The organism is Paraliobacillus sp. JSM ZJ581, from assembly GCF_044383835.1.
Classification (GTDB): Bacteria; Bacillota; Bacilli; order Bacillales; family Amphibacillaceae; genus Paraliobacillus.
The window spans coordinates 1-23,625 of the sequence record NZ_JBISEP010000007.1; the positions used below are offsets into that span (position 1 = coordinate 1).

Sequence of the window (23,625 nt, forward strand, 5' to 3'; positions counted from 1 at the left end):
AAAACCGGAGTTCCAGAAGTATTTTGACTCAAGGAAAGGCCGACAATCCGATAAAGAAGTCATACGCTTTGAAACATCACCAGCAGAACAAGCACAACTTGATTGGAAGGAAAATATAAAATATATAACAAAAGATGGAGAAATTTTGTACGTTAATGTTTGTGTTTTACTTCTCTCTTATTCACGATTTAGAACTTACTTATTATCTATTTCAAAATCGCAAAGTATTTTATTATCCTTTTTGATGGAAAGTTTTGAAGCCATTGGAGGGGTTCCAAATACAATCCTCGTAGATAATATGAAAACAGTAATGGATGAACCTAGAACGAAGTATCAACACGGGAAGATGAACGAACGCTTTTATCAATTCGCAAAAGATTGTGGAATGGAAGTGAAACCTTGCATTGCAGGTAGACCACGGACAAAAGCGAAAGTGGAAGCGCCGATGAAACTGCTTGATGAGATACATGCATACCAGGGGAAATTTAACTATGAAGAGCTTCATGACTTTGTCCAGAAACTCTGTAATCGAATTAATAATGCATATCATCAAGGGACAGGGAAGATCCCAATATTACATTTACAAAAAGAAAAAAATCTCTTATCGCCACTTCCTAGCAAGCGAATAAGAGATTATTACAAGATTGACCATACTCCTGTAAAGGTGAACACATCAAATATGTTCTCCTACAAATCCAACATGTACTCTGTACCAGCAGGATACATCGGAAAAACCGTAGGTTTACAAGTATACGATAGCCAAATTCATGTTTATTATAACACGGATTTAATCGCAAAACATCACCTAAACCAACAGAAGTTGAATTACAAGAAAAGTCACTATATAGACACACTTTCCAAGCAACTACCCTATAAAGATAATGTTGAGGAACTGGCAATGAAAAATTTGATGGCAATTAATGAGGTGTATAAAAATGAATAGTAGTTATTCCAAACTCATAGAGAATCTTGAGTACTTGAAGTTGAGTCAAATGATCACGCATTTAGATGAAACGATTGATTTTATGAATCACAATCAATTGTCATTTGCGGAAACGCTAATTAAGTTAACAGATTATGAAATCGATATGAAACAAATTAATATGGTCAAATCAATGGTAAAGGTTGCAGCATTTCCACATTTGAAAGAGGTAAAAGATTTCGATTTTCTCTTTCAACCTTCTATCAATAAAGAACAAATTTTAGATTTTACCACTTTAAGGTTTATTGAACGAAAAGAAAACATCGTTTTCTTAGGATCCAGTGGAGTGGGAAAGACTCACTTAGCGACCTCAATAGGTATTGCGGCAGCTAAAAAAAGGACAAGTACATACTTCATAAAGTGTAACGATTTGATCTTAAATTTAAAGAAGGCTAAATTAGAAAACAGGCTGGAAGCTAGATTGAAACATTACGCAAAATATAAATTACTTATTATTGATGAAATTGGTTACCTACCAATTGATGCAGAGGATGCCAAGTTATTCTTCCAACTAATTGATTTAAGGTATGAAGCAAAAAGTACTATATTAACTACAAACGCCAATTTTAAATCATGGGGGGATATATTTCAGGATCCAAAGATAGCAAACGAAATTTTAGATAGAGTTCTACATCACGCAACTGTGATTAATATTGTAGGAGATTCCTATCGTTTGAAAGATCATATACAAATCGAAAACAAAAAGTCGTAAGCTCATTCAGAATGATTGCATATGGTTTTGCGTAAGCTAAACCATATGCAATACAGAGTCAAAATTGTACATTACTAAATAATCAAAAATGTACATTCTTATGTTGACATTTATACTCATGTTCAAAGAATTTCTCTCCAGCTTCTTGTGGCAAGATTACCTCAATATCATCTGCCCGTTGAATATCGGAGTACAAATTATAACTACGTGACAATGTTGTCATGCGTCCATTAATACGGCGTTGTTCCACCTTACCTTCACCAGCATATTCTAAATTTCCAAACGTTTTTTCCATATTTGGAATGACATGTTTTAACTCCATTATATAAACCTCTCTTCTTGTTTTAATTTTTGTTTTTTATAAGTAAGCAAGGGGAGATGGGAGGGGAACGAGAAAAACACTTCTTTTTCATTTATCAATCACTCCTATGCTTCCTGTATTCGATAATCCACACGTCAATAAATCACACACCAAAAGACAACCATGCTTTCACCTTTTTTATCACGTATCAATTTCCCATCAGGAAAAAACGGAAAGTCTTCAATCTCTATCTCATTCAAAACAAAATGATCATCAATCCAATCCATCACTTTTGCTTCATTTTCCTTGAATAAAACCAGCTCCTTCATTCTTAAATCTCTTATTTTTAGACATTAAAAAATAGACGCTCTTTTTATTGAACGTCTATAAAAAAACAGAATCTATTTTATATTTTTTGGTTGTATTCCCAAGTCTTAGATCCATCACTACTGAATTTAAGTGCTAGAGTAAAGTAACAAGAAAGCAAAGCAGCTTTCTCCAAATTCAGTTTCACATTACCCTTTAGCCTCTAGTAATTGTCTTTCAAGAAAACTCTATTTTTATTTATTACTTTATTTGGCGCACAGATAGAAAATAAGTTTCTACTGTTCAGCAAACGGCTTGGAATAAGTTATTCAGTTTGATCTTCCTCTGTAGATGAAAAGAAAAATGGATTAAATCCTGTTTTAGAATCTGTAAAAAGATTTTCAGAATAATCAGGTTTTATGTCCAGTTTTTCAAAATCTTCATCATCAAAGATAAATGTTTGTAAATTTTCTTTACCTATTGTTTCATATGCTGTCGATAAAATTTTTCCGATAGCCTTACTATTTTTTGCATCAAACGGCTTTGAGACATGATCGATTACTAAAATTGGTATGATAGGATACCTATTATTCTCTAGTAGCATTTTTAAAAACGCTAAATAACCACACAATTGAATTAAAGTATGTCTAGCCATACTTCCGATATAGTAATTTACACGTTTTTGAGATCTTGAAGCTTCACTATCATCAGAAAATATCATAGGTTGTAGGATATTTCCTTTTTTTAAATATTTAATTTCAAATCCATTTTGCTGAATATCGTCAGATACAACAGAAGATATATCTTTAGCAGAATAGTATAGCTTTGTTACAAAGTTAGATAAATCATCAATTTTATGCAAATCATCAGAGTTCCGTAAAGCCTTTAACTCTTCTCGTATCCTTTTGACTCTCTTCTTCTTTTCTGTGATTATATCATCATTAGAAACAACTTCAAGAGATAGATATTCTTTAATAAGTGCAATAGATTTAGACTTTTCCTCTAAATTATAAATTTTAAACCTTGCATCATTTCTACGTATTTCTGTCTTAATTTGTTCACGTTGTTTCTTCAGCTCTTTTATAGTATTATCATTAATCAGATAATTACTAAAGAAAATAGTATTATCGACATCTTCAAGTAGATTTTGCAAAGGTTGAACTAAGTAATCAAAATCAATATTCTCATCAACTAATTCCTGCAATTTCAAAAGGAGCTTTCTCCTATTTTTGTTACCACTTTCAAATTGCTTTGCATCAGCTGTGTTATTTTCATAAACCTTTATTTGTTCTGACAGATTATTATACATAACTTCTAAATCTGCAATATTCCTTTTATCTGGACTTCTTTCTTCATTTTGCATTTCGACTAAAGAAGAAATATACGCCTTAACATCATCAGGATTACTACCTGTATACCAAATCTTACCGCCTAACTTTTGTAAATTAGCATTTACTTGATCGATAATAAATTCATACTTTTGAGAGTCTCTTTCCAAATTTTTAACTTCTTTTTGCAGACCATCTAATTCATTCTGTAAGTTATATATTTATTCAAGATTTTTATTGAAAATAAAGTTTAAAATCGGATTAAGTTTTACAGAATATTTTATATCACTGCACTTATCCAAGAAGTCTTGAATCTTACCTTGTCCTTTTTCCCCAAGAAAGTTAAACATCGTAAACGTTCTGTATGTTAGTTCTTCATCAGTGAAATCCCTAATTTCCTTTAATAATTGAATATCTTGAGCAAAAATGGAATTTAATTTACTTTTGTACTCCCGTAAATTAATTGTTTCTGGGTTTTCTTCATCAGCATAATGCAAATAATTTTGGTCTGGGTTCCTTGTACGTGTGATACTAAAAGTATTTCCATTATATTTAATGTCCATGGTTGCCTTACTTAATGAATCTTTGTACCAAGGCTTCTTTACAATATCATCTGAAGAACCAAACATAAAGTCAATGAATAAATAGAATTCTGTTTTACCCGAACTATTCTTACCCTTAAAGTAATTTATACCTTCACTAAACTTATATATATAGCTTTTACTATTCATATCAAACATTGTGAGTTTTGTTATTTTAAACATTGTAAGTCACCTCTTTCATAAACTGCTTATCTGTCATAGTCTTACTTTCTTCAATGACTTTTTTCATGAAATTACTTTCTTCATATATTGAATCAAGTTCTAATTGTTTGGTGGTTAGATACAATATATCATTGTCAAACTCAACTATTCCTTTGCTTATTAACAAATGTAGCGATTTTAAAATATATGGTACGCTATTACAAAAGCCTTCAAAATCCCCTGATAAAAGAGAGATTCCCTTATAAATAACATCTTGTGTGTTCCTGGCGGTATATATTGTTCCACCCAAGAAGCGATTTTGCTTAATCAAATAAGAAAAAGTCACTATTTTACATATGCTTAATTTTTCATGTCGCTGTAATGTTTGGCAGATAATATTACAATATATACTTAATTGAATAGATTCTGCTTGTACTCTAATATTGCGCATTCTCATCATCCTCCCATGAAATTTGATTTTCTTCTATATCTTCTTTAGTCAGATGAATTGAGGATCCATATTTTATTTGGTCATTTTGCGCATGAGAATTGGGGTGTTTTTTTGTTTTTTCCAGTCTATTATATGGTGTATCGTTTTTATTTTGCATCAAAGAAAACTTCACATTTTGAAAGCCTTCAAATGTAGTTTCTTCGATTTCTTCAATCTTATTTACTCTGTTGTTTTCCATATATTTTAATGCGGTTTCATAATAATACATGCCATATAACAGATTCTGCTTTAATAAATGATCTGGCAATCCACACGATTTTAATTGTATAAACTCTCTTGAAGTTGATAGTTTACTATCTTTTAAATCAATTCTATTAACTTTCTTAAAATTAGAGTAGGAGGGAACCGTAACTTCTTGTGTAAATCGCTTGGATATGTCCTCTACCATATTTATAAATTCTTGATATGTTAAAATATATGGTTCTTTATTTTCAATAGCATTCAAGATTTTAAGTGTTATATGTTGCAAAAACTCATTCAGTCTTTGCCTAAATACGATTAGGTTTGCAGCTTTTCTAAAATGAAGCGAGGCTTTATCATCTGTTTTAACGTCAATATCTTCCAAATTAATAAATTGAAATTTATATTGAATTTGGTTATATACCTTTTCAAACTCTTTATAATCTGTTTCGTATAAACTCTTAACTTTAGAAATAGTAGCATTTTTTTGCATATTAGACTCCACCACGATTTTATGTAATGATTTAGCATCCTTACTGAATATATTACCGTCATTTTGATAACTTTTATCCGTAAATAGTATATATTTTTCCACATTATATGAGCTATGTTCTAATAATATCCAATTAAGAAGCATTTGTTGAGCAACTGCATTACTAATAGATGTATGTTTAACTTGAATAGCTTTATTAACTCCCCCCTTAGTAATCTTACAAACAAATTTTTGACTATGTTTGTCTATTTGGTCAGGCGTAGATGCTTTTAAGTTTACATCTTCAATGGTTTCAAATTCTACTTGCATATCCTCCCCTAGGTCAAAGGCGTAATAGCCAAATACTTTAATTTGATAAGCAAATCCTGCTAAACTATTAATACCACTTTGATCCAGTTGAAAAGTCATTTAAGACACCCCCTATTATATCTTCATTTTATACTTTTGCTGACCGGAAGAAGTTTTTTCAATAATGTCCACATCTGTATCAACATTTCTAATAAAATTAAGAAATATTGTGCCCAATAATAATCGGTTACTGCGAGAAATACGATTCCATTCATATTCTTTGAACAAATCACGTACTAAAAATATTTCGCCTGGCTTAACTTTATCTAACTCATTTTTAGCAATTTCCAATAATTCATTTACTGTAGACACGATATACCTCCTAATTATAATAACGTTATAAATAAAGTTGTTATTATAATTGTATATCTTTTTAATAGTTTTTCAATGACAAATCATTATCGACCTAGTAGTTCACATATTTCTTTGAATAATATCTTAAATATATCAATGAATAAGCCCCGATAGCTAATATGGAAAAAATAATTTCATCAATGTACTCCTTCACTTTTTTTCATATATTTCTTGTTCATTCAAGGCTATCATACACATTTCTCGTTTCTACTATTTCGCCCATAAAAAAGCACGTCAGATAAGAATAATCCAACATGCTCAAAAATTAATTTATCTATATAGTTTCCGCAATACCAGCCATAATATATTCGGCACATGGTACAGCAATCGCATTTCCAATTGCTTTATATCTAGCATAATCACTTATCGATTCATTTTCATTTCCAAGAGCTGTCCATCCCTCTGGTAATCCCATCAAACGTTCACATTCTAATGGAGTAAGTTGGCGAATAAATCCTTCTTTCTCTTCTCCTTCGTACCAAAATGTAAAATAATTTACGGATCCTGCGAGTAAAGTGGGAAAAGGATCTCCTGTTCTTCCGAAACTTCCATGAAATCCTTTTTCGTTTCTTTCCTTCGCTGTACTTCGCATACGTCTTTCTTGAAAGGGTCGGACGATAGGTATTCTCCCCCTTGCTTTTTGAGTAGATATTCTACTGGTAATGGAGGAGGACAACCTGCTCTTTCCGCAAGACGTAAAAACCGATTGCAAATCACGGGCTTTAAATAATATTTCTGTGGCACGTGATCCTCCAAAATCTGCCACGAGGAAGATACGTCTTCTTCTTTGAGCGAGTGTGGGCTTTCCCCAATATCGGGTATCCAACAATCGCCAAGCGATATCAACATCATTCCCTCGGACCATTCCAGCGTTTGCCCAGACTACAGAATTAGGCATTGAAATTTCGGTGTTTGTGAACGATTCAAGCACGGCCTTAAAATCCAGCCTGTTATTTGATGAAAAAGCTCCCATGACGTTTTCCCAAACAGCGATAACTGGATATGTTCCATTCGTTGCACACCTCATTTCTTCAATAATTCTTATTGCATGATAAAATAAACTAGATTGACTTCCTGTAAGACCTTCTCGTTTACCGATATTGGATAAATTCTGACAAGGTGAGCCAAATGTAATGATATGAACAGGTGATATCTCTCCACCATTTACTTTGGTAATATCTCCTAAATGATGTATATTAGGAAAATGTCGTTTCTTAATAGATATGGGAGCTTTTTCAATTTCACTTGCCCATATTGGTTGAATCCCATAACGAGAAGCAGCTAATGGAAATACACCAATCCCATCAAATAAACTTCCTAAAGTTAGTTTTGTCATATTCCACCTTCAATCCTCCGTTTTTAGGCGTAAAAAAAAGACGTTCAATTTATTTGAACGCCTTACAATGTTTTTATTCTATTGTGTTCCCACACCCCAGATCAATTACCACTGAAACGGTAATGTGGTTTTTCAGTACTTTATTTCTCGTTTTTTCACCTTCTCCTACAAACACGAAATGCTTGTGAAAGTGTTTAAAATTAAGGATTTCTATATAGTTTCTCTTTGTAGCAACGATACACACTCAACATGGGACGAGTTGATAGAATTGATGTATTTACGATTTATAGCAAAACGTTCGTATGCGGGAACATATCGACTATTTTGTACGTTCGTGGGAACATATCAAAGTCACGTGATGATAAATAATCTCCAGTAATTTTATCTTTAATACTTTAAGAATGTCTAATATTCTTTAAAAAGTAGCCTCCTAACTTAATTAATATTAATCCAATTGCCAACGTAAAAACACTCTTATTTACAATTTGGCTAAAATCGAGAAAATCTTCATTATAAAAAAATACATGGTACCAGGGAATTAACTGTCCACCAGTTAGAAATTCTGTTGCTGTATAAAAAGCTAAAACTGTTAATGCAACACCGATATTTTGAAATAATGTCATACACAAAAAACTTAATCCTGCAAAGAACAAGTACTGCGGTACGTATTGCAATAATAATAAAGAAAGGCTCGCATCGGAAAACATAACAATATAACCAATTAAGAAAAGAGTGGACAACGTGTAGAGCAATATAAAGAAAAGAATTCGAAAGAACCCATGTTCAGCTTCTGAAACTGGATAGCTCAAAAGGACTTCTAATGCATGGTTTTCGTAATAATCATAAAATAAATAAGTAATCCACCAACTAGACAAAGGTACGATGATAAATTCAAACGTAGGTAATGCTAAAAGAACATCTAACGTTTGATTGGAAGTCAGATAGATAAAATAAAGAAAACAAAGAATGATTGCGATGAGAGGAACCCAAAACATTCCTCTCATACTTTTAATTTCAAAAGAGATGTGTAACTTACTCAATCTTACCCTCTCCCTTTATCCAGTATAAATAAGCGTCCTCTAAATTTGGTTGCACTTGAATTGCATCAGATACAGGTTGATGAGCTGATAGGATTCTAAAAACATCCGATCCTTTTTGAGAAGACTTTTGCGAAATGATATGAGTGGATTCTTTCATATTTTCTAAAGTCGTTTCGGTTTCCCACACATAGCCTTCTGCGTAATGACATACTTCTTGAATTGTACCATCAACTAAAATTTCACCATTTTTCAAGACACACAAATGGTCACATACCGATTCCAAGTCTTCTACAATGTGAGTGGAGATAATAACAATTTTGTCTTTTCCGATTTTGCGTAATAGACTTCTAAACCTTACTCTTTCTTCAATATCCAGACCTGCTGTTGGTTCATCAATGATAAGGATTTTGGGATTTCCTAATAATGCTTGTGCAATACCTACTCTCCTTAACATCCCACCAGATAATTGATTGATCTTTTTGTGCTTTGCTTCAACAAGATTTGTTTCAGCTAATAAATAATCAATTTCTATATTTCTTTTCTTAGCATCTTTAATTCCTTTCAAAATAGCTAAATGATTTAAGCAATCATAGACGGACAAGGTCGGATAAATTGAAAAGTGTTGTGGCAAATACCCAATCACTTTTCTTACTTCGTTTGGATTCTTCCAATCTAAATTTCCATATGTGATTGTTCCACTATTCTGTTCAATAATAGTCGCAATCACTCTCATTAACGTTGTTTTTCCTGCTCCATTTGGTCCAAGAAGTCCATATGTTCCTGTGATATTTAAATTTATTTCATTTAATATCGTCTTTTTAGAAAATTTCTTAGTTAAATTATTAATTTTTAAAACACTCATAACATCCACCTTCCCGTTCTTTATTTTTTACTCATTTCATCTGCGATATTAAAACCTGTACTTTCAGATAAAATACTTCGATACCATTCTCTGAAAAAGTACACTTTTGTTATTTCAGATATATTTTCATTATCAATATAGGTTTTCAATTCAGCTGCTAGAGATCCAAGCTCTGATTCTTGTTCTTGTAGTTCCTTCACTCTGAATTCAAAATAAGCAAAGTTACTATATTTTTCTTTGATATCTTCACTTTCTCTCATATTTAAAAAGTGAGAATAAGCAATATTAAATAAATGTAATTCAGCTATATCTTGCGAAAAAAAACGATCGTATTTCCAAGTCATAGCAGGCACAATGCCATACGTCATGTAATCGATATTAATTAATAAGCCAGATTCATCATTAAATAAGAAACCTGCAGGAGACATAAAGAATGAATTTCCATAAATCCAAACATGTTGTTCTGGCATTTCTGTACTTAACGATTGATCTAAAAGTACATACCGATCAATCTTAATCTTTCTTTGGAGTTGTAATTCCTCATTAATTTTATCTATTTTATTTTGAGTCAAATCTTCAAATGAAGTAAAACCTGCAAGCATTTTCTCCCATGTGTATGGATAAACCACACTTTTTCCATTTATGTTTTGTTCTCCAACACTACCCGCAATTAAGTAGATACCATCTGAAGATACACCTGACCATTCATTCTTTCCAACCTTCTCTAAATTTGAAGTCGTGCTAGAGTTACCTTTTAATTTCACTTCATACTTAATTTCTTGATTGGGTTGATTTGGCAATCTAAAGGCTTCATCTTCGATTGTAACCATCGCTGAATTAAAATGACTTTTGGAAGGTAACCAAGGAAAATGATTTAACAAGTTGATTGCTTGGTGATTAGCAAAGAAAAAAGGTGAACTAATTCCTTCATATTGAAACTTCATCTGAAAAAATTCATTAGGTTGAACAGACTCTTTTGTTGTAACCTTAACCATGTCTTTCTTTTGACTAAATTCAAGTTTGTCACCATTTTCATCTAAAATTTTATCCACTTTTAAGTCATGATAGAGTAAAAAATCAAAGGTATTCATCTCTGTGCTAGTTGAGTTCCTGACCTCCATAACGACATCTGCTTTTAAATATTTTCGAATATCTAAGTCAATATCATAACTTGTTATTTGATATTGATTCGAGGCATTGTCTTTCAATACAACATCTTGGTAATAAGTAGAATCCTTTTTTAAAATCCCATCTTCTTCACTATTCAAATGTAATACTTGATGCTTTCCAAAAACTCCGAATGCTGTGTAGGATGTTATAGCAAATAGAATTAGAAAGACAGGAAGGTATTTTTTCCATACTCTTCTTTGAATCATTAGACTTCCTACAATTAATAATAAAAGGAATAGAACAAACAGCGTTCTTTTTAACCATTGATAGTTTTCTAAAGCAAATCCGTAAAAAGGCTGATAGGAATGATGTGGGTTGTTTTGACCGATGTTTAAAAAGTTCTCGATTTCGTCTACATGCGACCATTGAAATAAAATTCCTAACTGAATCACAAATGGATAATTTAAAGGACTTATAAATAACCAGATAACCAATGATAGTACGTATATCATTCTCCCCTTAATCCACATCGCAAGGACTGTTCCAATCAATCCGCCAAGCACAAAACTAAATCCCCAATATAATATAATGTATAGAAAAGATTGGACATAGAAAGGAGAATAAGGAACATCCGTCACAATAAACATAAGAATTATAGTACCGATATTCACCATTAAATATAAAAACAAAAAACTTAAAAAAAATAACACTTTGCCTATATTTTTAGTTGTTTTCGCATGACTGATAGTTTCAATTAATTCTTCTAATCCCACTTTCCTTTCTAAATTCGATAAATAGACACCAATCATCATGGATGCAAGAATTCCACCTTGTACAATAAAACTTGACCTTACTAAAGCTTCCGCTGGATCACGATCACCAACAATAAAAAAATAAAAAAAGTAAATGTTATAGAAAAATGATAATAAAAATAACAACAAAGTGATTTTTTTGCTTTTAGCAATCTTCCAATATAATGCAAACGAGTTTTTTATCTCTTGCATTTTTATCCCTCCCATCTTTTTTACTACTTCTCAGAGACTTCATTGAAATAAAAATAAAACTCTCCCCTTTCGCAAAAAATCTTTTGCTTAGAGAAGAGTTTAAAATACAATTATCTACTTTCTATCAACTTTTAAATTGAAAGGATGCTGTAATGGAAGCTCCACCTTTATAATTATTGTCTAGAATGAGATTTCCACCGTGTTTTTCGCAAATCTTTTTTGATGTGTAAAGACCTAATCCAAAATGTTGTTCTGTAAAATCTTTGTCAGAACGATAAAACGGTTGAGTAATAGAAGGTAAATCTTCTTTTGAGAAACCAATACCATCATCTGAAACGGTCAATAGCAGAAAATCTTCTTTCAAGTTGTATACAATGGAGATTTGGTGGTTGGTATATTCAATGGCATTCGATATAAGATTTTCAAACACTTGATGTACTAAGTGTTCATCAATCGCTATCATTCGATCATCAGCTAACACTTGAAATTCAACTTTTTGCTTTTGTTTCATCATTTCAGTATTTTCTTGTAATTTTTCAACGAGTAAGAAAAACGAAACAGGTTTACAATTTACTTGAATATCTTCAAATCGTTGAATTGTATTCATATGCTGCACATAATTTTCAATTCGTACAATGTGTTGATTCATCGTTCCAATTGTTTTGAGTAATTTTTCTTTTGTCACTCTTTCCTCTGGAATATATTTTAATAAATAATCGGAATAGCCATGTAAGACAGTTAAGGGAGTTCGTAAATCATGTGCAAAAATAGCATTTAACTTTTTCCGTTCTTCTAGTATTCTCCATGTTTCTTTATTATTTTTTTCTAAGGTAAAACGCATTTTTTCAAAGGCTGCACATAGTTCTCCCATTTCATCTTTTGCCTCGTAATCAACCATAAAATCTAAATTTTCATTTGAGATTTTTTCAGCACTAACTAACATAATCTGCATCGGTTTTTTTATTTTAATTGTATAAAAGATATAAGGAACAACGATAACAGAAATTAAAATAGGGATTACCCACATTGCATGAGATAAAATGATGAACATATAATAATAAATTTTATCTTGTAAAGGTAGGATTTCTACCAGTTCAGCAGCACTATATAAAAGAGTCCCGTCTGCTGTTGTTTCATTGTAGGAGTATAAAAGTTGCATCGCTTTATCGTAGAAATATGGATTGCCACTTATAGCAATTACAGTAGCTAAGATAACCGATGGAAGTAGGAAAAGCATAAAACTAACTAATATAGGCATATTTTTAAAAAAGTTTTTTATTTTATCCATTTATAGCCCATCCCCCATACAGTTTCAATATATGGATCATGGTCAAGTTGTATTAATTTCGATCGAATTCTTCGTACGTGTTCAGCGACGACCGAACTATCCCCTTCACTATCCCATCCCCATAACTTTTCATAAATTCTTTCTTTATCAAAGATTTGTCCTGGATGCGTAGAAAGTAATTCTATAATTTCGTATTCCTTTTTCGTAAACTCTATTATTCGATCTTTATATTTCACTTCTTTGCTTGAATAATCAATTGTTAGACTCCCTGCAAAGGTAAAGTGACGATGAACACTTTGACGATGTTCTCTTCTTAAATGCGCTTGAACTCTTGCACCAAGTTCATCGATACTAAAAGGTTTCATCACATAATCGTCTCCCCCAACAGAAAAACCTTTAATTTTATCTATGTCTTCTATTCTTGCACTTAAAAAAATAATTGGACAAGAGATTACGTCTCTAATTTTAGAACAAACTTCATAACCATTCGTATCAGGCATATTAATATCAAGTAATATGAGATCTGGATTTTTATTTACTTGTTTTATCGCTTCGATTCCGTTATAAGCCGACAGCGTATCGTATCCGTTCATTTCAAAATAATCTTTTAATAACTGCACTACATCACTTTCATCATCTACTATCAGGATCTTATGTTTCAATCAATTCAACTCCTCATTTTATCATCTATCCTACAATCCAATTATCTATTTTTCATCAACAAATGAAATGATTAATTACATTGGTAATTTAAATAGGCATTTATACAGCAAGAATACTTAATAAAATTGAATTAAGCGAGTCAGAGAACTTCTGCCTTTTAATCTATAACTTCTTTATAGATATGTCTATTTCATTCACCAATTTTTTGTCCTATTAAAAACAAGCCCACATCTATATCAACATGGGCTTGAGCTGTCATATATCAACCTTCTTATTAATCCCCGACTTAAATTCAATTGTTAATTGTCTTTTGTGAATCGCTATTTTCTCAATCAATCGTCTTACAAGTAAATCGTCATACTCTTCTAGCAGACTCGGTTGCTCTTTTAAAAACTTTGTCATTTCTTCAATCCGCTGCCTGAGTCCTTCTCTTGCTGCATTTTTCATCATGACTTCTTGCTTCAGTTCCCGCAAACGGTATATTTCTTCAGCTACATCATCGTAATCTTCTTTTGAATTTGCAAGTCTTAGCAGTTCCACTTGGAGTTCTTCTAACTTTTCGTCAATATGAGTTGTTGGTTTATCTGCATTTTCATTTAATACTGTTTCAATATTTTCTATTAATATATTTAAATAGTCGTCTTTGTTTCCCAACACTTCATTAATCGCTTGTACTACAGCTTGGTGAAGTTCATCTTCCCTAATTGTTTCTGCACTGCAAAGATGTGTTTTTCTTTCTAGTCTACTGACGCAGCGCCACACGATGGATCTGTATCCGCGGTTATTCCAATGTACCCTTCGAAAAACATCTTCACATTCTTTGCAAAAGACAATGCTCGACAAGGCATACTTGCTGCTATAGACTCGTTTCTTTCCTGTTTTTCCGTTTCGAATATTTGCTCTTCGCATCATTTCTTCTTGGACTTGTAGATAAATCTCTCTTGGAATGATGGCTTCGTGGTTGTTTTCGACATAATATTGAGGAACATGACCGTTATTGACAACTCGTTTCTTTGTTAAAAAATCTACAGTATATGTTTTTTGGAGTAATGCGTCCCCGATATATTTTTCGTTTTGAAGAATCTTTTTAATCGACTCTGGTCGCCACTTGGATCGTTTAGCAGCGGTAAGTATTTTATCCGCTTCTAGTCCTCGTGCGATTTGAACTAAACTTGCTCCTTCTAAATATTCTCGGTAAATTCGTTTAACAACTTTTGCTTGTTCTGGATTGATGACAAGTTTATTGTTTTCGTCTTTTGTATAGCCTAGAAAACGATTGTGATTCACCTGCACTTCACCTTGTTGATAACGATATTGTATGCCTAGTTTTACGTTCTGACTTAGCGACTGACTTTCTTGTTGTGCTAGGGATGCCATGATGGTAAGCATAATCTCCCCCTTAGCATCCATCGTATTTATGTTTTCTTTTTCAAAAAAGACTGGTATTTCTTTATCTTTCAATTGCCTAATATACTTTAAACAATCCAGCGTGTTTCTTGCAAATCGGCTGATGGATTTTGTAATAATCATGTCGATTTTCCCATTCATACTATCTTCAATCATTTTATTAAACTGCTCACGTTTTTTGGTGTTTGTTCCAGATATGCCATCATCAGCATAAATGCCGGCCAACTCCCATTCAGGATTGTTCTGAATATAGGTGGTGTAGTGTTCCACTTGAACTTCATAACTAGTTGCTTGTTCTTCGCTATCTGTTGATACCCGACAATAAGCTGCCACTTTTAATTTTTTCTTTTCCTCTGTATCAACATTTCTTGTTCTTCTTCTCGCTGGGATAACTGTTACGCTTCTTGCTAGGGCCATTTTAAGTCACCTCTTCTTTTATTAAGCTGTATACATATTCTGCTTGTTTAATTGGATTGTCGTATTTGTTTACCACTTTTCCGATTGTAAATTTAAACCTCGGTGTAAATGTTTTTTCCTCTTTTGTTCTATTTAAACGCCCTAGTTTTTTCGCTCGTTTAAACCTTTCTTCTTTCAATTGTTCAAATTGCTCTTTTGAAATTAATCTAGGAAACGTTCCATTTCCCAGATACCTTTCATCTGTTAATATTCTAGTGATTCCACCATGTGAATGATTAATACCAGAATCTTTTGCTACATTAGCTAAAGATTTGCCAGATAAGTATGACTGGATTAAAAGCTTTAATTGCTCAGATTCTCTGGCATGAGTTTCAATTTTGCCGTTTACTATTTCATATCCAAAAGGTGTGTGTGCCATCAGCGTTCAATCCTTTCCCTAAGTGTAATCCCACACCTCAAATGAAATCCTATCTCATTAGATGAATATACGATTATCTTTTTTACAATGTCTTGAAAAGATTCTTTATCAAATGCATCTCTGAATTTTCCTTGCTTAAAATATTTAATGAGCCGCTTCACTTCACTTAGCTGATTTGAACCGTCATTGATTAAATACAGTAACTGGTCTCTTTCTCCTTTTAACTTCATATGCTTTTGAGTCAATTCGATTTTCTGTTCATTAAAAATTGCTGGTTCTAAAAACCCTTTTGTCATTAATTGAATTAATGTATTCAGTTCGTCTTTTGTAACTTCGAGTTGTTCTTCTATTTCAGAAATCATTTGATAGTTTTCATCTTGATTTGTCACTTCGAGTTGTTTTAATAGCGGGATAAATACATAACTATAACCAAACTTTAGTTTATTCATCATCGTAATAAATGCCTGATGAATACGTTCTTCTCTTATAAAAAGCATCGAACATTCATCCTTATCTTTGATATGTGTTGAACAACACCAGGCGATATATTTTTTATGGGTGGAAGTATGAATTCTTCTTTTAAATGTATCGCCACATTCCGCACATTCAATCTTTCCTGAGAAAGGATAACGGTTTAAATATTTTCTACTCCCAGCTACTACATTCTTTTGACGTGCTTGGTATTCCAGCATTTGATTAGCTGTTTCAAAATCATCATGTGTAATGATTGCTTCATGATGATTTTCAATTAGGTATTGATCCAATTCACCTTGATTTACTTTTCGATTATAATGCTCATCAGTAAAAGTCTTTTGAAGTAGCACATCTCCTGTGTATTTTTCATTCTTAACAATCCCACGTGTCGTTGAGCCTGTCCAATTGCCATTTCGCTTTGTTGGTATTTTTTCTTTATTCAGTTGCCTTGCGATTCGTTCAGTTCCCACTCCTTCAAGTACACTATTGAATATTCGCTTGACCACTTGTGCTTGTTCTTTATTTACAACTATTTGTTCATCGATATAATCGTAACCGTATGGTGGATATGATAATTTATAAGTTCCACGTTTGAATCGTTGTCTAATCGACCATTTACTATTTTCGGAAAGTGACACTGATTCATTTTCTGCAAGGCTACTTAAGATTGAAAGCATGAGTTCACTTTCCATCGAATTTGTATTGATGTTTTCTTTTTCAAAATAAATGTGCACACCTAAGTCCATCAATTTTCTAACCAGTTGCAAGCAGTCAATTGTGTTTCTCGCAAATCGACTAATTGATTTCGTTAAAATGAAGTCAATCTTTCCTTTTTCACAATCAGATATTATGCGAAGCAATTCTGGTCGTCTATCCTTTTTCGTTCCTGTGATACCCTCATCACTATAAATATCCACGAGCTGCCATTCATCATTCTTTTCGATTAAAGTTTTGTAGTGTCGTCTTTGGGCTTCTAAGCTAATCAGTTGTTCCTCGTTTGATGTTGATACCCGTATATATGCAGCGACCTTTAGTTTCTGTTTTACTGCTGAAGATGTTGTCACATCAAGTGTTGTTATCTTTCTCATCCACTCAACCTCCCCTCTCGCATGTGACATATTAGCGTTAGAACGTTGTTATATCAAGGTTTATCGCACATTAAGGGGCCTAATAAAGGATTGAATTTTTGTCGATTTAATTTACTTATTTGATTGAATTCTTCCTGAGAAATCAGCTCCTCTTCACGTAGTTTCATGAGCATGTTTTCAACAAGATGAAAATGAAGTTCATTTTGAAGTTGTTCTTCAGTTGGTTTTGATAATTTATTATTTGATGTTTGATTGTTAGGCGAGAGTTGTGTCATTCGCATATAGTTTTCCTCCTAAATAGTCTTCTACCTATATGCGAAAAATAGTGGTGATTCGAACCCTAATATAAAAAACTATATTTTCTTTGTTTGATCTATTTGATTCAAGTATGATATAGGAGACTAAACATTCAAAAGCATACCTAATTAAAATAGAGGTGAAATTGGAGTGATACAAATGAATGAACGTGAAATGAAACTTTATTCAACAATGGTTGCGACATTAAAATATGATTCCGAAAATTATAAAAACGCAGAAAAACTTAGCACAATATTAGAATACTCAGAGATAGAGTTACTAGACACTAGAATTTTTTCGAATAAGAGTTATCATTTTTGGGAAGACGTAAGTGTTCGTGTAAAAATACCTTTGATTAAAGAAACCAGGCTATTGCTCAAAAGTTTTGAAGCGTTAATTAACGATTGTTACTCTGGAGATGAACAGTATGAGTTAAGAAACATCCTTATTCGTCCAAAACAAATAGCTAATCTAAATGATTTGGATAACCTAGAAATCAAATCTCACACAGCTTCATTTAATAACATTCGAGAAGAAGTTATACAAAGCATAAGAATGGCCAAACATTCGATATGGATAAACATTGCTTGGTTTACTGATGATAATTTATTTCAAGAATTATGTGATCAAAAATTAAATGGTGTTAATATACGCGTCCTAATATCTGACGAAGAATCTAACCAAAGAATGATATCCAAATTAAAAGAACAGTTTGAAACAATCATTGTACAAAAATGGGGATTTAATAATTATAATCGACTCCACTCAAAATACTGTATCATTGATTACTCTATTGTTTTACATGGTTCTTTTAATTGGACGCCAACGGCTTCTCAAAACGAAGAACACTTAACAATTTCTGTAGATAGACAATTAGCAAAACAATACACAAATAATTTTAAGGTAATATTTCAAAATTCGTATGGGAGGAACTTATGAATAAAGAATTTTTTTCAAAAACAGAAACAATAGATTATGTTTGGCAATACTCGAAATATTACGGTAATCTATTAAGCTATTGCAAAGATGTAGCAGAGGAGGATTCTGGAAATGGATTTGTCGCACTCATTTTTTTATTTAATCTAATGGAAAATATATTCAAAAGCAACTTGAAAAATTATGATGCAAGACTTATCGATGTTATAGATATCTTGAGAGATAATGGCACTATAACAGAAATAGAACATAATTTTCTTAATAATAAAAATAATGGTATAAGAATGATTCGCAATCTTTTATCACATAGTAACTTGTCTAAGTATAATTTAATTTTTACTGAAGATGGTACTGAAATTTACTATCCATTAACAGAGAATGAAACTTGCCTAAAGATGTATGATATGATTTCCGATATTCTTTTTAATTTAATGCTAAGGATAATAAGCACCGATACTATTGAGCCGCTCAATATAGATCTCGATGATAAAATTAATAATGTTAAAATCAAGATTAAAAAGTTTACACCAGAAAAATTAATGGAATTTAAAGGCATTGATGTTTCCATAATTCCTAATTGGGAAGAACTAAATGAATCAGATAAATATAGGATTGTTGAAAATTCTAGCGATGTAAGAATGGTAACAAATATTGCATCAACTATTTTCAAAAATTATTTAGAGTAGTAACTCATTTAAAGACCAGACCCAGTTGTATAAAATAGTAAAACTTGTAATTATTAAAAAGCAATAGCATCCGACTATTTCATCGGATGCCTTTTAGTCTAATCATATTTCACAAACGCATCTTTAAAGCCAGCTTTCTTTGCTTTTTCTAGTTGCTTATCTGCACTCTTTTTAACACTATACGCACCAATCTGCACACGATACAGTTTCTTTCCACCAGTTGATGGCTTTGAGGTTGACGTACCTTTCGCTAATTCCTTCTTCACATCCGCTCGAAATGTATCCATTGACTTGCCATGTTTGGAAAACCAATGACGTGGGTCGCCATGATTACTAGCGATCTTCTTTTGATAGCCTTCATAATGACCGATGATATTTTTCTCTGTTAACTTGCACTGTTTACAAAGATAAGCACAGAGTTCAACCGCTTCTTTATAAACTTTATTAAAGTAAGTTTTATCTGTTAAATTATCTTCACAAATTTCAAAACCAATATGCGTATTATTCGCATCTCCACCCGCATGCCATCCACGATGATTCCAGGGTAACGTTTGGTAAGTGGCAATCAATCCATCTTTTAACTTTCCGATAAAAGCATGAACACACACTTGCCTACCATCTGGACGCGGTTGATTCCAATGATTGTTGTATTGGTTTTTCCCTAACAAACCATCATCTGGGCCAACGTAACGTTTTAAATTGGGATTGTTTGCCCCTGTGCTATGGACCATGATTCCTTTTGGTGTAATTTTCCTTCCTACCTTGTAACATTCATTCTTCGTTAAATATAACTTTTTTAAATTCATGATTCGTTTCCTCCTTTATTATGCAGTTGAGCAAGTACATTTTTCAACTTCTCAGGTATTGGTAAACCTAATCGTGAAGCATTTTCTAGCATGGAAATACCTTCATTTGAACAATAAAAAAAGATGACTGCCGTTCTAAGAACGCTGCCATCCCCTATCAAATGTGTATCAATCATATGTGCGACACCTACTAATATAAAAATTAATACTTTTTTAAATATCCCTCGGTAACCAATTTCACTAGATAGTTCTTTATCGACAATTGCACACATAATACCTGTCACATAATCAGCAACAACCAATATGATCAAGGCATACAAAAAGCCATCTAGCCCTCCTAAAAACCAACCAATAAATCCACCTAGTGCTGTAACGATGATTTGTATCCAGTTCCATACGTCCTTCATTGAATATTTCCCCCTTCAATTTTAAAAACATCTATATAAAAAGGGCATCCACACTTTGTAGACACCCTTGATTTGTTTATATTTGTTTTGGTAAGGCTTCCCAAACCCGCATGTCCTCCTGTCCTAATGACCAAATGGCAATGCCACGTAACTTCCATTTGTAAGCTGCCTCGTTTGCCCAATAAACCAAACTATCAACATCTTGATAATAAAGAATTGAAAAACCATCCGCATCTCCTAGAAATAAGCGGGATATCCAAAGGTTAATATCCTTTGGTTTTATTTTGACGGTATAATCATTTCCAGCAATCAGTGGTAATTCTTGTGAATGGAAGAAATCATAATCCATTGATATATCATCACTTCTTGTGCTTATCTCGTCCACATCATTATTTACTTTAAAGACCTGAAACTCGTTGTCCCAAGTAACATTTGTTCTTGAGATTCTTCCAAATTCCACAGTGTTTCCATTTGGAAAAGTTATATCTACACTTTCATATGGTTCGTATGTCCATGCATCTCCTAAACGGAGTAAGTCAGATATCATGCGGTTATCTGAACGAATTCCTGCATAGCCTCCACTGAAATCGTTTATATCCACTTTAAATCTGAATGTGTTTGCTGCCCCAGAATATACCCTGACTGAATTATTTCGTATTTGCATTTCAATCGTATAAAGATTAGGTGCGGTTCGTAAATTGGCATTTGGAGTGCGTTCTATTTGAACATTATAACTGCCTAATAAGGAGCTACCTTTATACAGTTCCAAACGCTGGGTACTATAGTTTAAACAACAAAATAAATCACCACAGAATACTCCCGCTCGCCCGTTCCCGTTTTGTGGGAATCCAATTCTTGCTCTAATGTGTATATTTTTAAAATCAGAATACCTCCATGTCAATTCACCTTTTCCATCAAGCTGTGCATAAGGACGTGGATTGTTAAAATCATCTTTTTTCCATACTTCCCATTCACCGCTTAGGGTTGTCCAATAATTGCTAGGTAGCGGATTTTCATCCCTGAAGTCTTCGTACCAAATAAGAGCTGAGTCTGGTTTTCTTCTCAATACTTCGGTCGTTAATTTAAATGCCCGATCAGGTTTTACCATTTGACCATTTACCCCTTTAAACTTTCTAGGTGCAAGTAAGAACTCTGCTTCACCCGCGCTAGATGATTGCCTGAAGTATGAGCAAACTCTAAAACCATAAAACTGTACACCAGGTATTCCTGCTTTAACTTTGATGGTATGTGCACCTGCTGTTAAGGATATATTCTTCTTTAACGTTAACCAACAAGTTGTTCTCCAATAAGGCCACCATAGCCTACTCTCTTTAATAGTTGTTTCATCATTATCAATTGATATCTTAATAGAATTCTTATCCCAAAATGGAAAACCAATTCTTACTGCAATGTCATAAGTTCCACTAGATTGTAAGGTGAAATTATATGTCGTTTCACCGTTTTCACCGAGAGTAACCATCTGAGAAGAATCGGATATAATTCCTGCATGACTATCATAACTACTACCTAGACGATCAATAAACACACTTCCAAACGCTGTCTTTTGTTGTTTACTATATGCTGTTAAAAAGCTTCTTCGGTTATAATCTTCTGCAATTAATGGATTTGTTCGTGTGATTGCATCTGGACCTTCCATGTAATCATAGACATGCGGCAATGCCCATGGGACTTTATCGTAATTATCCCAATAAGCAATGATAGGAATCATCGGTTGCGGTGGTGCATCATTTGTAAAGTTATAACCACCTGTCATCCAAAGCTGTGCTGCATAATACGTATTAGATGTACCACGATAAACCCTATTTAAGTTTTGTGGAGTATCATCAATTCGCCAGTTCCAACCATAACCAGGAAGACCTAAAAATATCTTCTTAGGTGACATGACGCTTGTTGCATAATTATAAATACCTTCCAACCAATCTCGCGGGGAAACAGGACCAGGAGCGGAACCCGCCCAAGCCATCCCATAACTCATAATCGCAGCCGTATCACAATAAGGATCTAAGTCTTCATAAACACACCAGTTTTCTCCACCAACAGAACCTTGAACCCCTGTCATTCCAGGTAAGCAGATATTGACTAGTTTTGATGAGTCATGTTGTTTGACAGTTTGATAGATATCTTTAAACAGGAGGTTCGCAGCATCTTTATTTTCATAACCACCACCACGTTCCAAATCAATATCAACACCATCACACCATGGATACTTATTCATGATTCGAACGATTTCAGATAAAAACTTATCCTTTGCACCATTTGTGTTATTTCTGATTGCTGTAAATATAGATGCCGTTCCATGATTCATGATTGTTAGCAGCCACTTTATATGAGGCCATTTATTAATATACGGCATCATGCTCGATATACTTGTCCCTGTTTCTTTAATAGTACCTGTAATATCTACCTCAAATGTAAATATACCTACCGTATCAAGCCTATCCCCGTATTTGTTTAAAGCCTCATACATTCTTGCGTTTCCCATGAAACTCCACACCATTGTCTTTTTGCCTTCTAGATATTGACTCATTGCTTGCCACTTCCTTCTTGCATTTCCTGGAATTTAAATAAAACTCGTGCTGCTTTTCCTTCTTCGAGTTCTACAATGTGCTTACTATCAGATGCTGCGGTATATTGATAAAATCCTTCTTTTTTTGTTTTACTTTGATTTCGCAACGCTTGTCTACTTGAAGCCAATAATGAAAATGTGTCATCTGGATTTGCTACAGCTTTAAATTTCATATGGTGGGATCCATATCCTTGCGAAAGTTTAATACTTCCTGCTTTCATTGATTGAAGGGGTGTGATATGACAATCCAGTCCTGCAGATGTTGTTCCCAGATTAAATATGACAATCGTTTCTTTACTTCTAACCACTCCATTATAGAAACGAACTGGGAGAACCCCGCTTTCTTCTCTATATTTTTCAAGTGAGGTTTCTGTGTTTAAGACATATCCCGTTAGCTTATCGCCTTCTTGAAGTTGTATATCTGTATAATAAATCGTCCCCGTACAGTCTGTAACGAACAATTTCAAAGTTACATTTACGACTCTTTTATCTTCTTTCACACGTATCGTTTCACTAAATCGAGTAAATTGTATCGCCATTC

25 protein-coding genes are annotated in these 23,625 nt (G+C 33.0%); 4 read left to right on the plus strand and 21 right to left on the minus strand.

The genetic code is table 11. The features are described from left to right. Both istA and istB read left to right on the plus strand, forming a co-directional pair. On the plus strand, positions 1–943 hold a 943-nt coding region (istA, locus tag ACH6CY_RS05995), incomplete at its 5' end, for an IS21 family transposase (protein ID WP_374066376.1). Further along, positions 936–1,694 carry an IS21-like element helper ATPase IstB gene (gene istB, locus ACH6CY_RS06000; protein WP_374066377.1) on the plus strand — a complete coding sequence of 253 codons (759 nt, stop codon included), beginning with the start codon at positions 936–938 and terminating at the stop codon, positions 1,692–1,694. The genes istA and istB, both read left to right, overlap by 8 nt. An 82-nt stretch (positions 1,695–1,776) precedes the next feature. Here the strand turns inward: istB and ACH6CY_RS06005 are convergent, their stop codons facing one another. The 17 genes from ACH6CY_RS06005 to ACH6CY_RS06085 all read right to left on the minus strand — a co-directional run bounded on the left by ACH6CY_RS06005 (position 1,777) and on the right by ACH6CY_RS06085 (position 17,646). Continuing rightward, positions 1,777–2,016 carry a DUF961 family protein gene (locus ACH6CY_RS06005; protein WP_483874859.1) on the minus strand — a complete coding sequence of 80 codons (240 nt, stop codon included), beginning with the start codon at positions 2,014–2,016 and terminating at the stop codon, positions 1,777–1,779. 134 nt (positions 2,017–2,150) lie between these two features. After that, complete coding sequence (locus tag ACH6CY_RS06010) at positions 2,151–2,324, minus strand: hypothetical protein (RefSeq protein ID WP_374066378.1); 174 nt, start codon at positions 2,322–2,324, stop codon at positions 2,151–2,153. Between the two features lie 302 nt (positions 2,325–2,626). Next, positions 2,627–3,799, minus strand: a complete 1,173-nt coding sequence (locus ACH6CY_RS06015; protein WP_374066379.1) for a hypothetical protein — start codon at positions 3,797–3,799, stop codon at positions 2,627–2,629. Positions 3,800–3,850: 51 nt separating this feature from the next. Further along, on the minus strand, positions 3,851–4,393 hold the full coding sequence (locus tag ACH6CY_RS06020; RefSeq protein WP_374066380.1) for a hypothetical protein: 543 nt from the start codon (positions 4,391–4,393) through the stop codon (positions 3,851–3,853). After that, positions 4,386–4,823 carry a hypothetical protein gene (locus ACH6CY_RS06025; protein ID WP_374066381.1) on the minus strand — a complete coding sequence of 146 codons (438 nt, stop codon included), beginning with the start codon at positions 4,821–4,823 and terminating at the stop codon, positions 4,386–4,388. Before ACH6CY_RS06025 ends, ACH6CY_RS06020 begins: the two co-directional genes overlap by 8 nt. Further along, complete coding sequence (locus tag ACH6CY_RS06030; RefSeq protein WP_374066382.1) at positions 4,810–5,964, minus strand: hypothetical protein; 1,155 nt, start codon at positions 5,962–5,964, stop codon at positions 4,810–4,812. The genes ACH6CY_RS06025 and ACH6CY_RS06030 overlap by 14 nt, the downstream gene beginning before the upstream one ends. A gap of 15 nt (positions 5,965–5,979) precedes the next feature. Beyond that, positions 5,980–6,216, minus strand: a complete 237-nt coding sequence (locus ACH6CY_RS06035) for a single-stranded DNA-binding protein (RefSeq protein WP_374066384.1) — start codon at positions 6,214–6,216, stop codon at positions 5,980–5,982. A gap of 316 nt (positions 6,217–6,532) precedes the next feature. Beyond that, entirely contained in the window at positions 6,533–7,594 is a 1,062-nt protein-coding gene (locus ACH6CY_RS06040; RefSeq protein ID WP_374066385.1) for a DNA cytosine methyltransferase, read from the minus strand. Positions 7,595–7,989: 395 nt separating this feature from the next. Further along, the gene (locus ACH6CY_RS06045; RefSeq protein ID WP_374066386.1) at positions 7,990–8,634 is read right to left on the minus strand and encodes a hypothetical protein; all 645 of its coding nucleotides are present in this window, start codon (positions 8,632–8,634) and stop codon (positions 7,990–7,992) included. Then, positions 8,627–9,496, minus strand: a complete 870-nt coding sequence (locus tag ACH6CY_RS06050) for an ABC transporter ATP-binding protein (protein ID WP_374066387.1) — start codon at positions 9,494–9,496, stop codon at positions 8,627–8,629. The genes ACH6CY_RS06045 and ACH6CY_RS06050 overlap by 8 nt, the downstream gene beginning before the upstream one ends. A gap of 20 nt (positions 9,497–9,516) precedes the next feature. Next, a complete protein-coding gene (locus ACH6CY_RS06055; RefSeq protein ID WP_374066388.1) occupies positions 9,517–11,610 on the minus strand; it encodes a hypothetical protein in 2,094 nt (697 codons plus the stop codon). 124 nt (positions 11,611–11,734) lie between these two features. Then, positions 11,735–12,898 carry a HAMP domain-containing sensor histidine kinase gene (locus tag ACH6CY_RS06060; RefSeq protein WP_374066389.1) on the minus strand — a complete coding sequence of 388 codons (1,164 nt, stop codon included), beginning with the start codon at positions 12,896–12,898 and terminating at the stop codon, positions 11,735–11,737. Further along, positions 12,886–13,560, minus strand: coding sequence for a response regulator transcription factor (locus ACH6CY_RS06065; protein ID WP_374066390.1), 675 nt, complete (start codon positions 13,558–13,560; stop codon positions 12,886–12,888). The genes ACH6CY_RS06060 and ACH6CY_RS06065 overlap by 13 nt, the downstream gene beginning before the upstream one ends. Positions 13,561–13,816: 256 nt before the next feature. After that, positions 13,817–15,385 (minus strand): recombinase family protein, encoded by a 1,569-nt coding sequence (locus tag ACH6CY_RS06070; protein ID WP_374066391.1) that lies wholly within the window; start codon positions 15,383–15,385, stop codon positions 13,817–13,819. A 1-nt stretch (position 15,386) separates the two neighbouring features. Then, the gene (locus ACH6CY_RS06075; protein ID WP_374066392.1) at positions 15,387–15,803 is read right to left on the minus strand and encodes a recombinase; all 417 of its coding nucleotides are present in this window, start codon (positions 15,801–15,803) and stop codon (positions 15,387–15,389) included. Continuing rightward, positions 15,803–17,365, minus strand: coding sequence for a recombinase family protein (locus ACH6CY_RS06080; protein ID WP_374066393.1), 1,563 nt, complete (start codon positions 17,363–17,365; stop codon positions 15,803–15,805). The genes ACH6CY_RS06075 and ACH6CY_RS06080 overlap by 1 nt, the downstream gene beginning before the upstream one ends. 53 nt (positions 17,366–17,418) lie before the next feature. Further along, the gene (locus ACH6CY_RS06085; protein WP_374066394.1) at positions 17,419–17,646 is read right to left on the minus strand and encodes an SHOCT domain-containing protein; all 228 of its coding nucleotides are present in this window, start codon (positions 17,644–17,646) and stop codon (positions 17,419–17,421) included. A gap of 175 nt (positions 17,647–17,821) precedes the next feature. Between ACH6CY_RS06085 and ACH6CY_RS06090 the strand changes: the two genes are divergently transcribed. Both ACH6CY_RS06090 and ACH6CY_RS06095 read left to right on the plus strand, forming a co-directional pair. Further along, positions 17,822–18,601 (plus strand): phospholipase D-like domain-containing protein, encoded by a 780-nt coding sequence (locus ACH6CY_RS06090; protein WP_374066395.1) that lies wholly within the window; start codon positions 17,822–17,824, stop codon positions 18,599–18,601. Further along, positions 18,598–19,284: a hypothetical protein gene (locus ACH6CY_RS06095; protein WP_374066396.1), complete on the plus strand. Its 687-nt coding sequence runs from the start codon at positions 18,598–18,600 to the stop codon at positions 19,282–19,284. Before ACH6CY_RS06090 ends, ACH6CY_RS06095 begins: the two co-directional genes overlap by 4 nt. 98 nt (positions 19,285–19,382) lie before the next feature. Here ACH6CY_RS06095 and ACH6CY_RS06100 read toward each other — a convergent pair whose 3' ends face one another. The 4 genes from ACH6CY_RS06100 to ACH6CY_RS06115 all read right to left on the minus strand — a co-directional run bounded on the left by ACH6CY_RS06100 (position 19,383) and on the right by ACH6CY_RS06115 (position 23,623). Continuing rightward, positions 19,383–20,090 carry an N-acetylmuramoyl-L-alanine amidase gene (locus ACH6CY_RS06100; RefSeq protein WP_374066397.1) on the minus strand — a complete coding sequence of 236 codons (708 nt, stop codon included), beginning with the start codon at positions 20,088–20,090 and terminating at the stop codon, positions 19,383–19,385. Continuing rightward, on the minus strand, positions 20,087–20,497 hold the full coding sequence (locus ACH6CY_RS06105) for a phage holin family protein (protein WP_374066398.1): 411 nt from the start codon (positions 20,495–20,497) through the stop codon (positions 20,087–20,089). Before ACH6CY_RS06105 ends, ACH6CY_RS06100 begins: the two co-directional genes overlap by 4 nt. Before the next feature lie 76 nt (positions 20,498–20,573). Beyond that, entirely contained in the window at positions 20,574–23,045 is a 2,472-nt protein-coding gene (locus tag ACH6CY_RS06110) for a glycosyl hydrolase family 18 protein (RefSeq protein ID WP_374066399.1), read from the minus strand. Next, complete coding sequence (locus tag ACH6CY_RS06115) at positions 23,042–23,623, minus strand: hypothetical protein (protein WP_374066400.1); 582 nt, start codon at positions 23,621–23,623, stop codon at positions 23,042–23,044. Before ACH6CY_RS06115 ends, ACH6CY_RS06110 begins: the two co-directional genes overlap by 4 nt. Between the last annotated feature and the right edge of the window lie 2 nt (positions 23,624–23,625).

What these genes read in the sequence shown, in the direction of transcription:
- istB (WP_374066377.1), top strand. Translation starts at nt 936, where the DNA reads ATGAATAGTAGTTATTCCAAACTCATAGAGAATCTTGAGTACTTGAAG.
- ACH6CY_RS06005 (WP_483874859.1), bottom strand. Translation starts at nt 2,016, where the DNA reads ATGGAGTTAAAACATGTCATTCCAAATATGGAAAAAACGTTTGGAAAT.
- ACH6CY_RS06010 (WP_374066378.1), bottom strand. Translation starts at nt 2,324, where the DNA reads ATGAAGGAGCTGGTTTTATTCAAGGAAAATGAAGCAAAAGTGATGGAT.
- ACH6CY_RS06020 (WP_374066380.1), bottom strand. Translation starts at nt 4,393, where the DNA reads ATGTTTAAAATAACAAAACTCACAATGTTTGATATGAATAGTAAAAGC.
- ACH6CY_RS06025 (WP_374066381.1), bottom strand. Translation starts at nt 4,823, where the DNA reads ATGCGCAATATTAGAGTACAAGCAGAATCTATTCAATTAAGTATATAT.
- ACH6CY_RS06030 (WP_374066382.1), bottom strand. Translation starts at nt 5,964, where the DNA reads ATGACTTTTCAACTGGATCAAAGTGGTATTAATAGTTTAGCAGGATTT.
- ACH6CY_RS06040 (WP_374066385.1), bottom strand. Translation starts at nt 7,594, where the DNA reads ATGACAAAACTAACTTTAGGAAGTTTATTTGATGGGATTGGTGTATTT.
- ACH6CY_RS06050 (WP_374066387.1), bottom strand. Translation starts at nt 9,496, where the DNA reads ATGAGTGTTTTAAAAATTAATAATTTAACTAAGAAATTTTCTAAAAAG.
- ACH6CY_RS06055 (WP_374066388.1), bottom strand. Translation starts at nt 11,610, where the DNA reads ATGCAAGAGATAAAAAACTCGTTTGCATTATATTGGAAGATTGCTAAA.
- ACH6CY_RS06060 (WP_374066389.1), bottom strand. Translation starts at nt 12,898, where the DNA reads ATGGATAAAATAAAAAACTTTTTTAAAAATATGCCTATATTAGTTAGT.
- ACH6CY_RS06070 (WP_374066391.1), bottom strand. Translation starts at nt 15,385, where the DNA reads ATGGCCCTAGCAAGAAGCGTAACAGTTATCCCAGCGAGAAGAAGAACA.
- ACH6CY_RS06075 (WP_374066392.1), bottom strand. Translation starts at nt 15,803, where the DNA reads ATGGCACACACACCTTTTGGATATGAAATAGTAAACGGCAAAATTGAA.
- ACH6CY_RS06080 (WP_374066393.1), bottom strand. Translation starts at nt 17,365, where the DNA reads ATGAGAAAGATAACAACACTTGATGTGACAACATCTTCAGCAGTAAAA.
- ACH6CY_RS06085 (WP_374066394.1), bottom strand. Translation starts at nt 17,646, where the DNA reads ATGCGAATGACACAACTCTCGCCTAACAATCAAACATCAAATAATAAA.
- ACH6CY_RS06090 (WP_374066395.1), top strand. Translation starts at nt 17,822, where the DNA reads ATGAATGAACGTGAAATGAAACTTTATTCAACAATGGTTGCGACATTA.
- ACH6CY_RS06095 (WP_374066396.1), top strand. Translation starts at nt 18,598, where the DNA reads ATGAATAAAGAATTTTTTTCAAAAACAGAAACAATAGATTATGTTTGG.
- ACH6CY_RS06100 (WP_374066397.1), bottom strand. Translation starts at nt 20,090, where the DNA reads ATGAATTTAAAAAAGTTATATTTAACGAAGAATGAATGTTACAAGGTA.
- ACH6CY_RS06105 (WP_374066398.1), bottom strand. Translation starts at nt 20,497, where the DNA reads ATGAAGGACGTATGGAACTGGATACAAATCATCGTTACAGCACTAGGT.
- ACH6CY_RS06110 (WP_374066399.1), bottom strand. Translation starts at nt 23,045, where the DNA reads ATGAGTCAATATCTAGAAGGCAAAAAGACAATGGTGTGGAGTTTCATG.
- ACH6CY_RS06115 (WP_374066400.1), bottom strand. Translation starts at nt 23,623, where the DNA reads ATGGCGATACAATTTACTCGATTTAGTGAAACGATACGTGTGAAAGAA.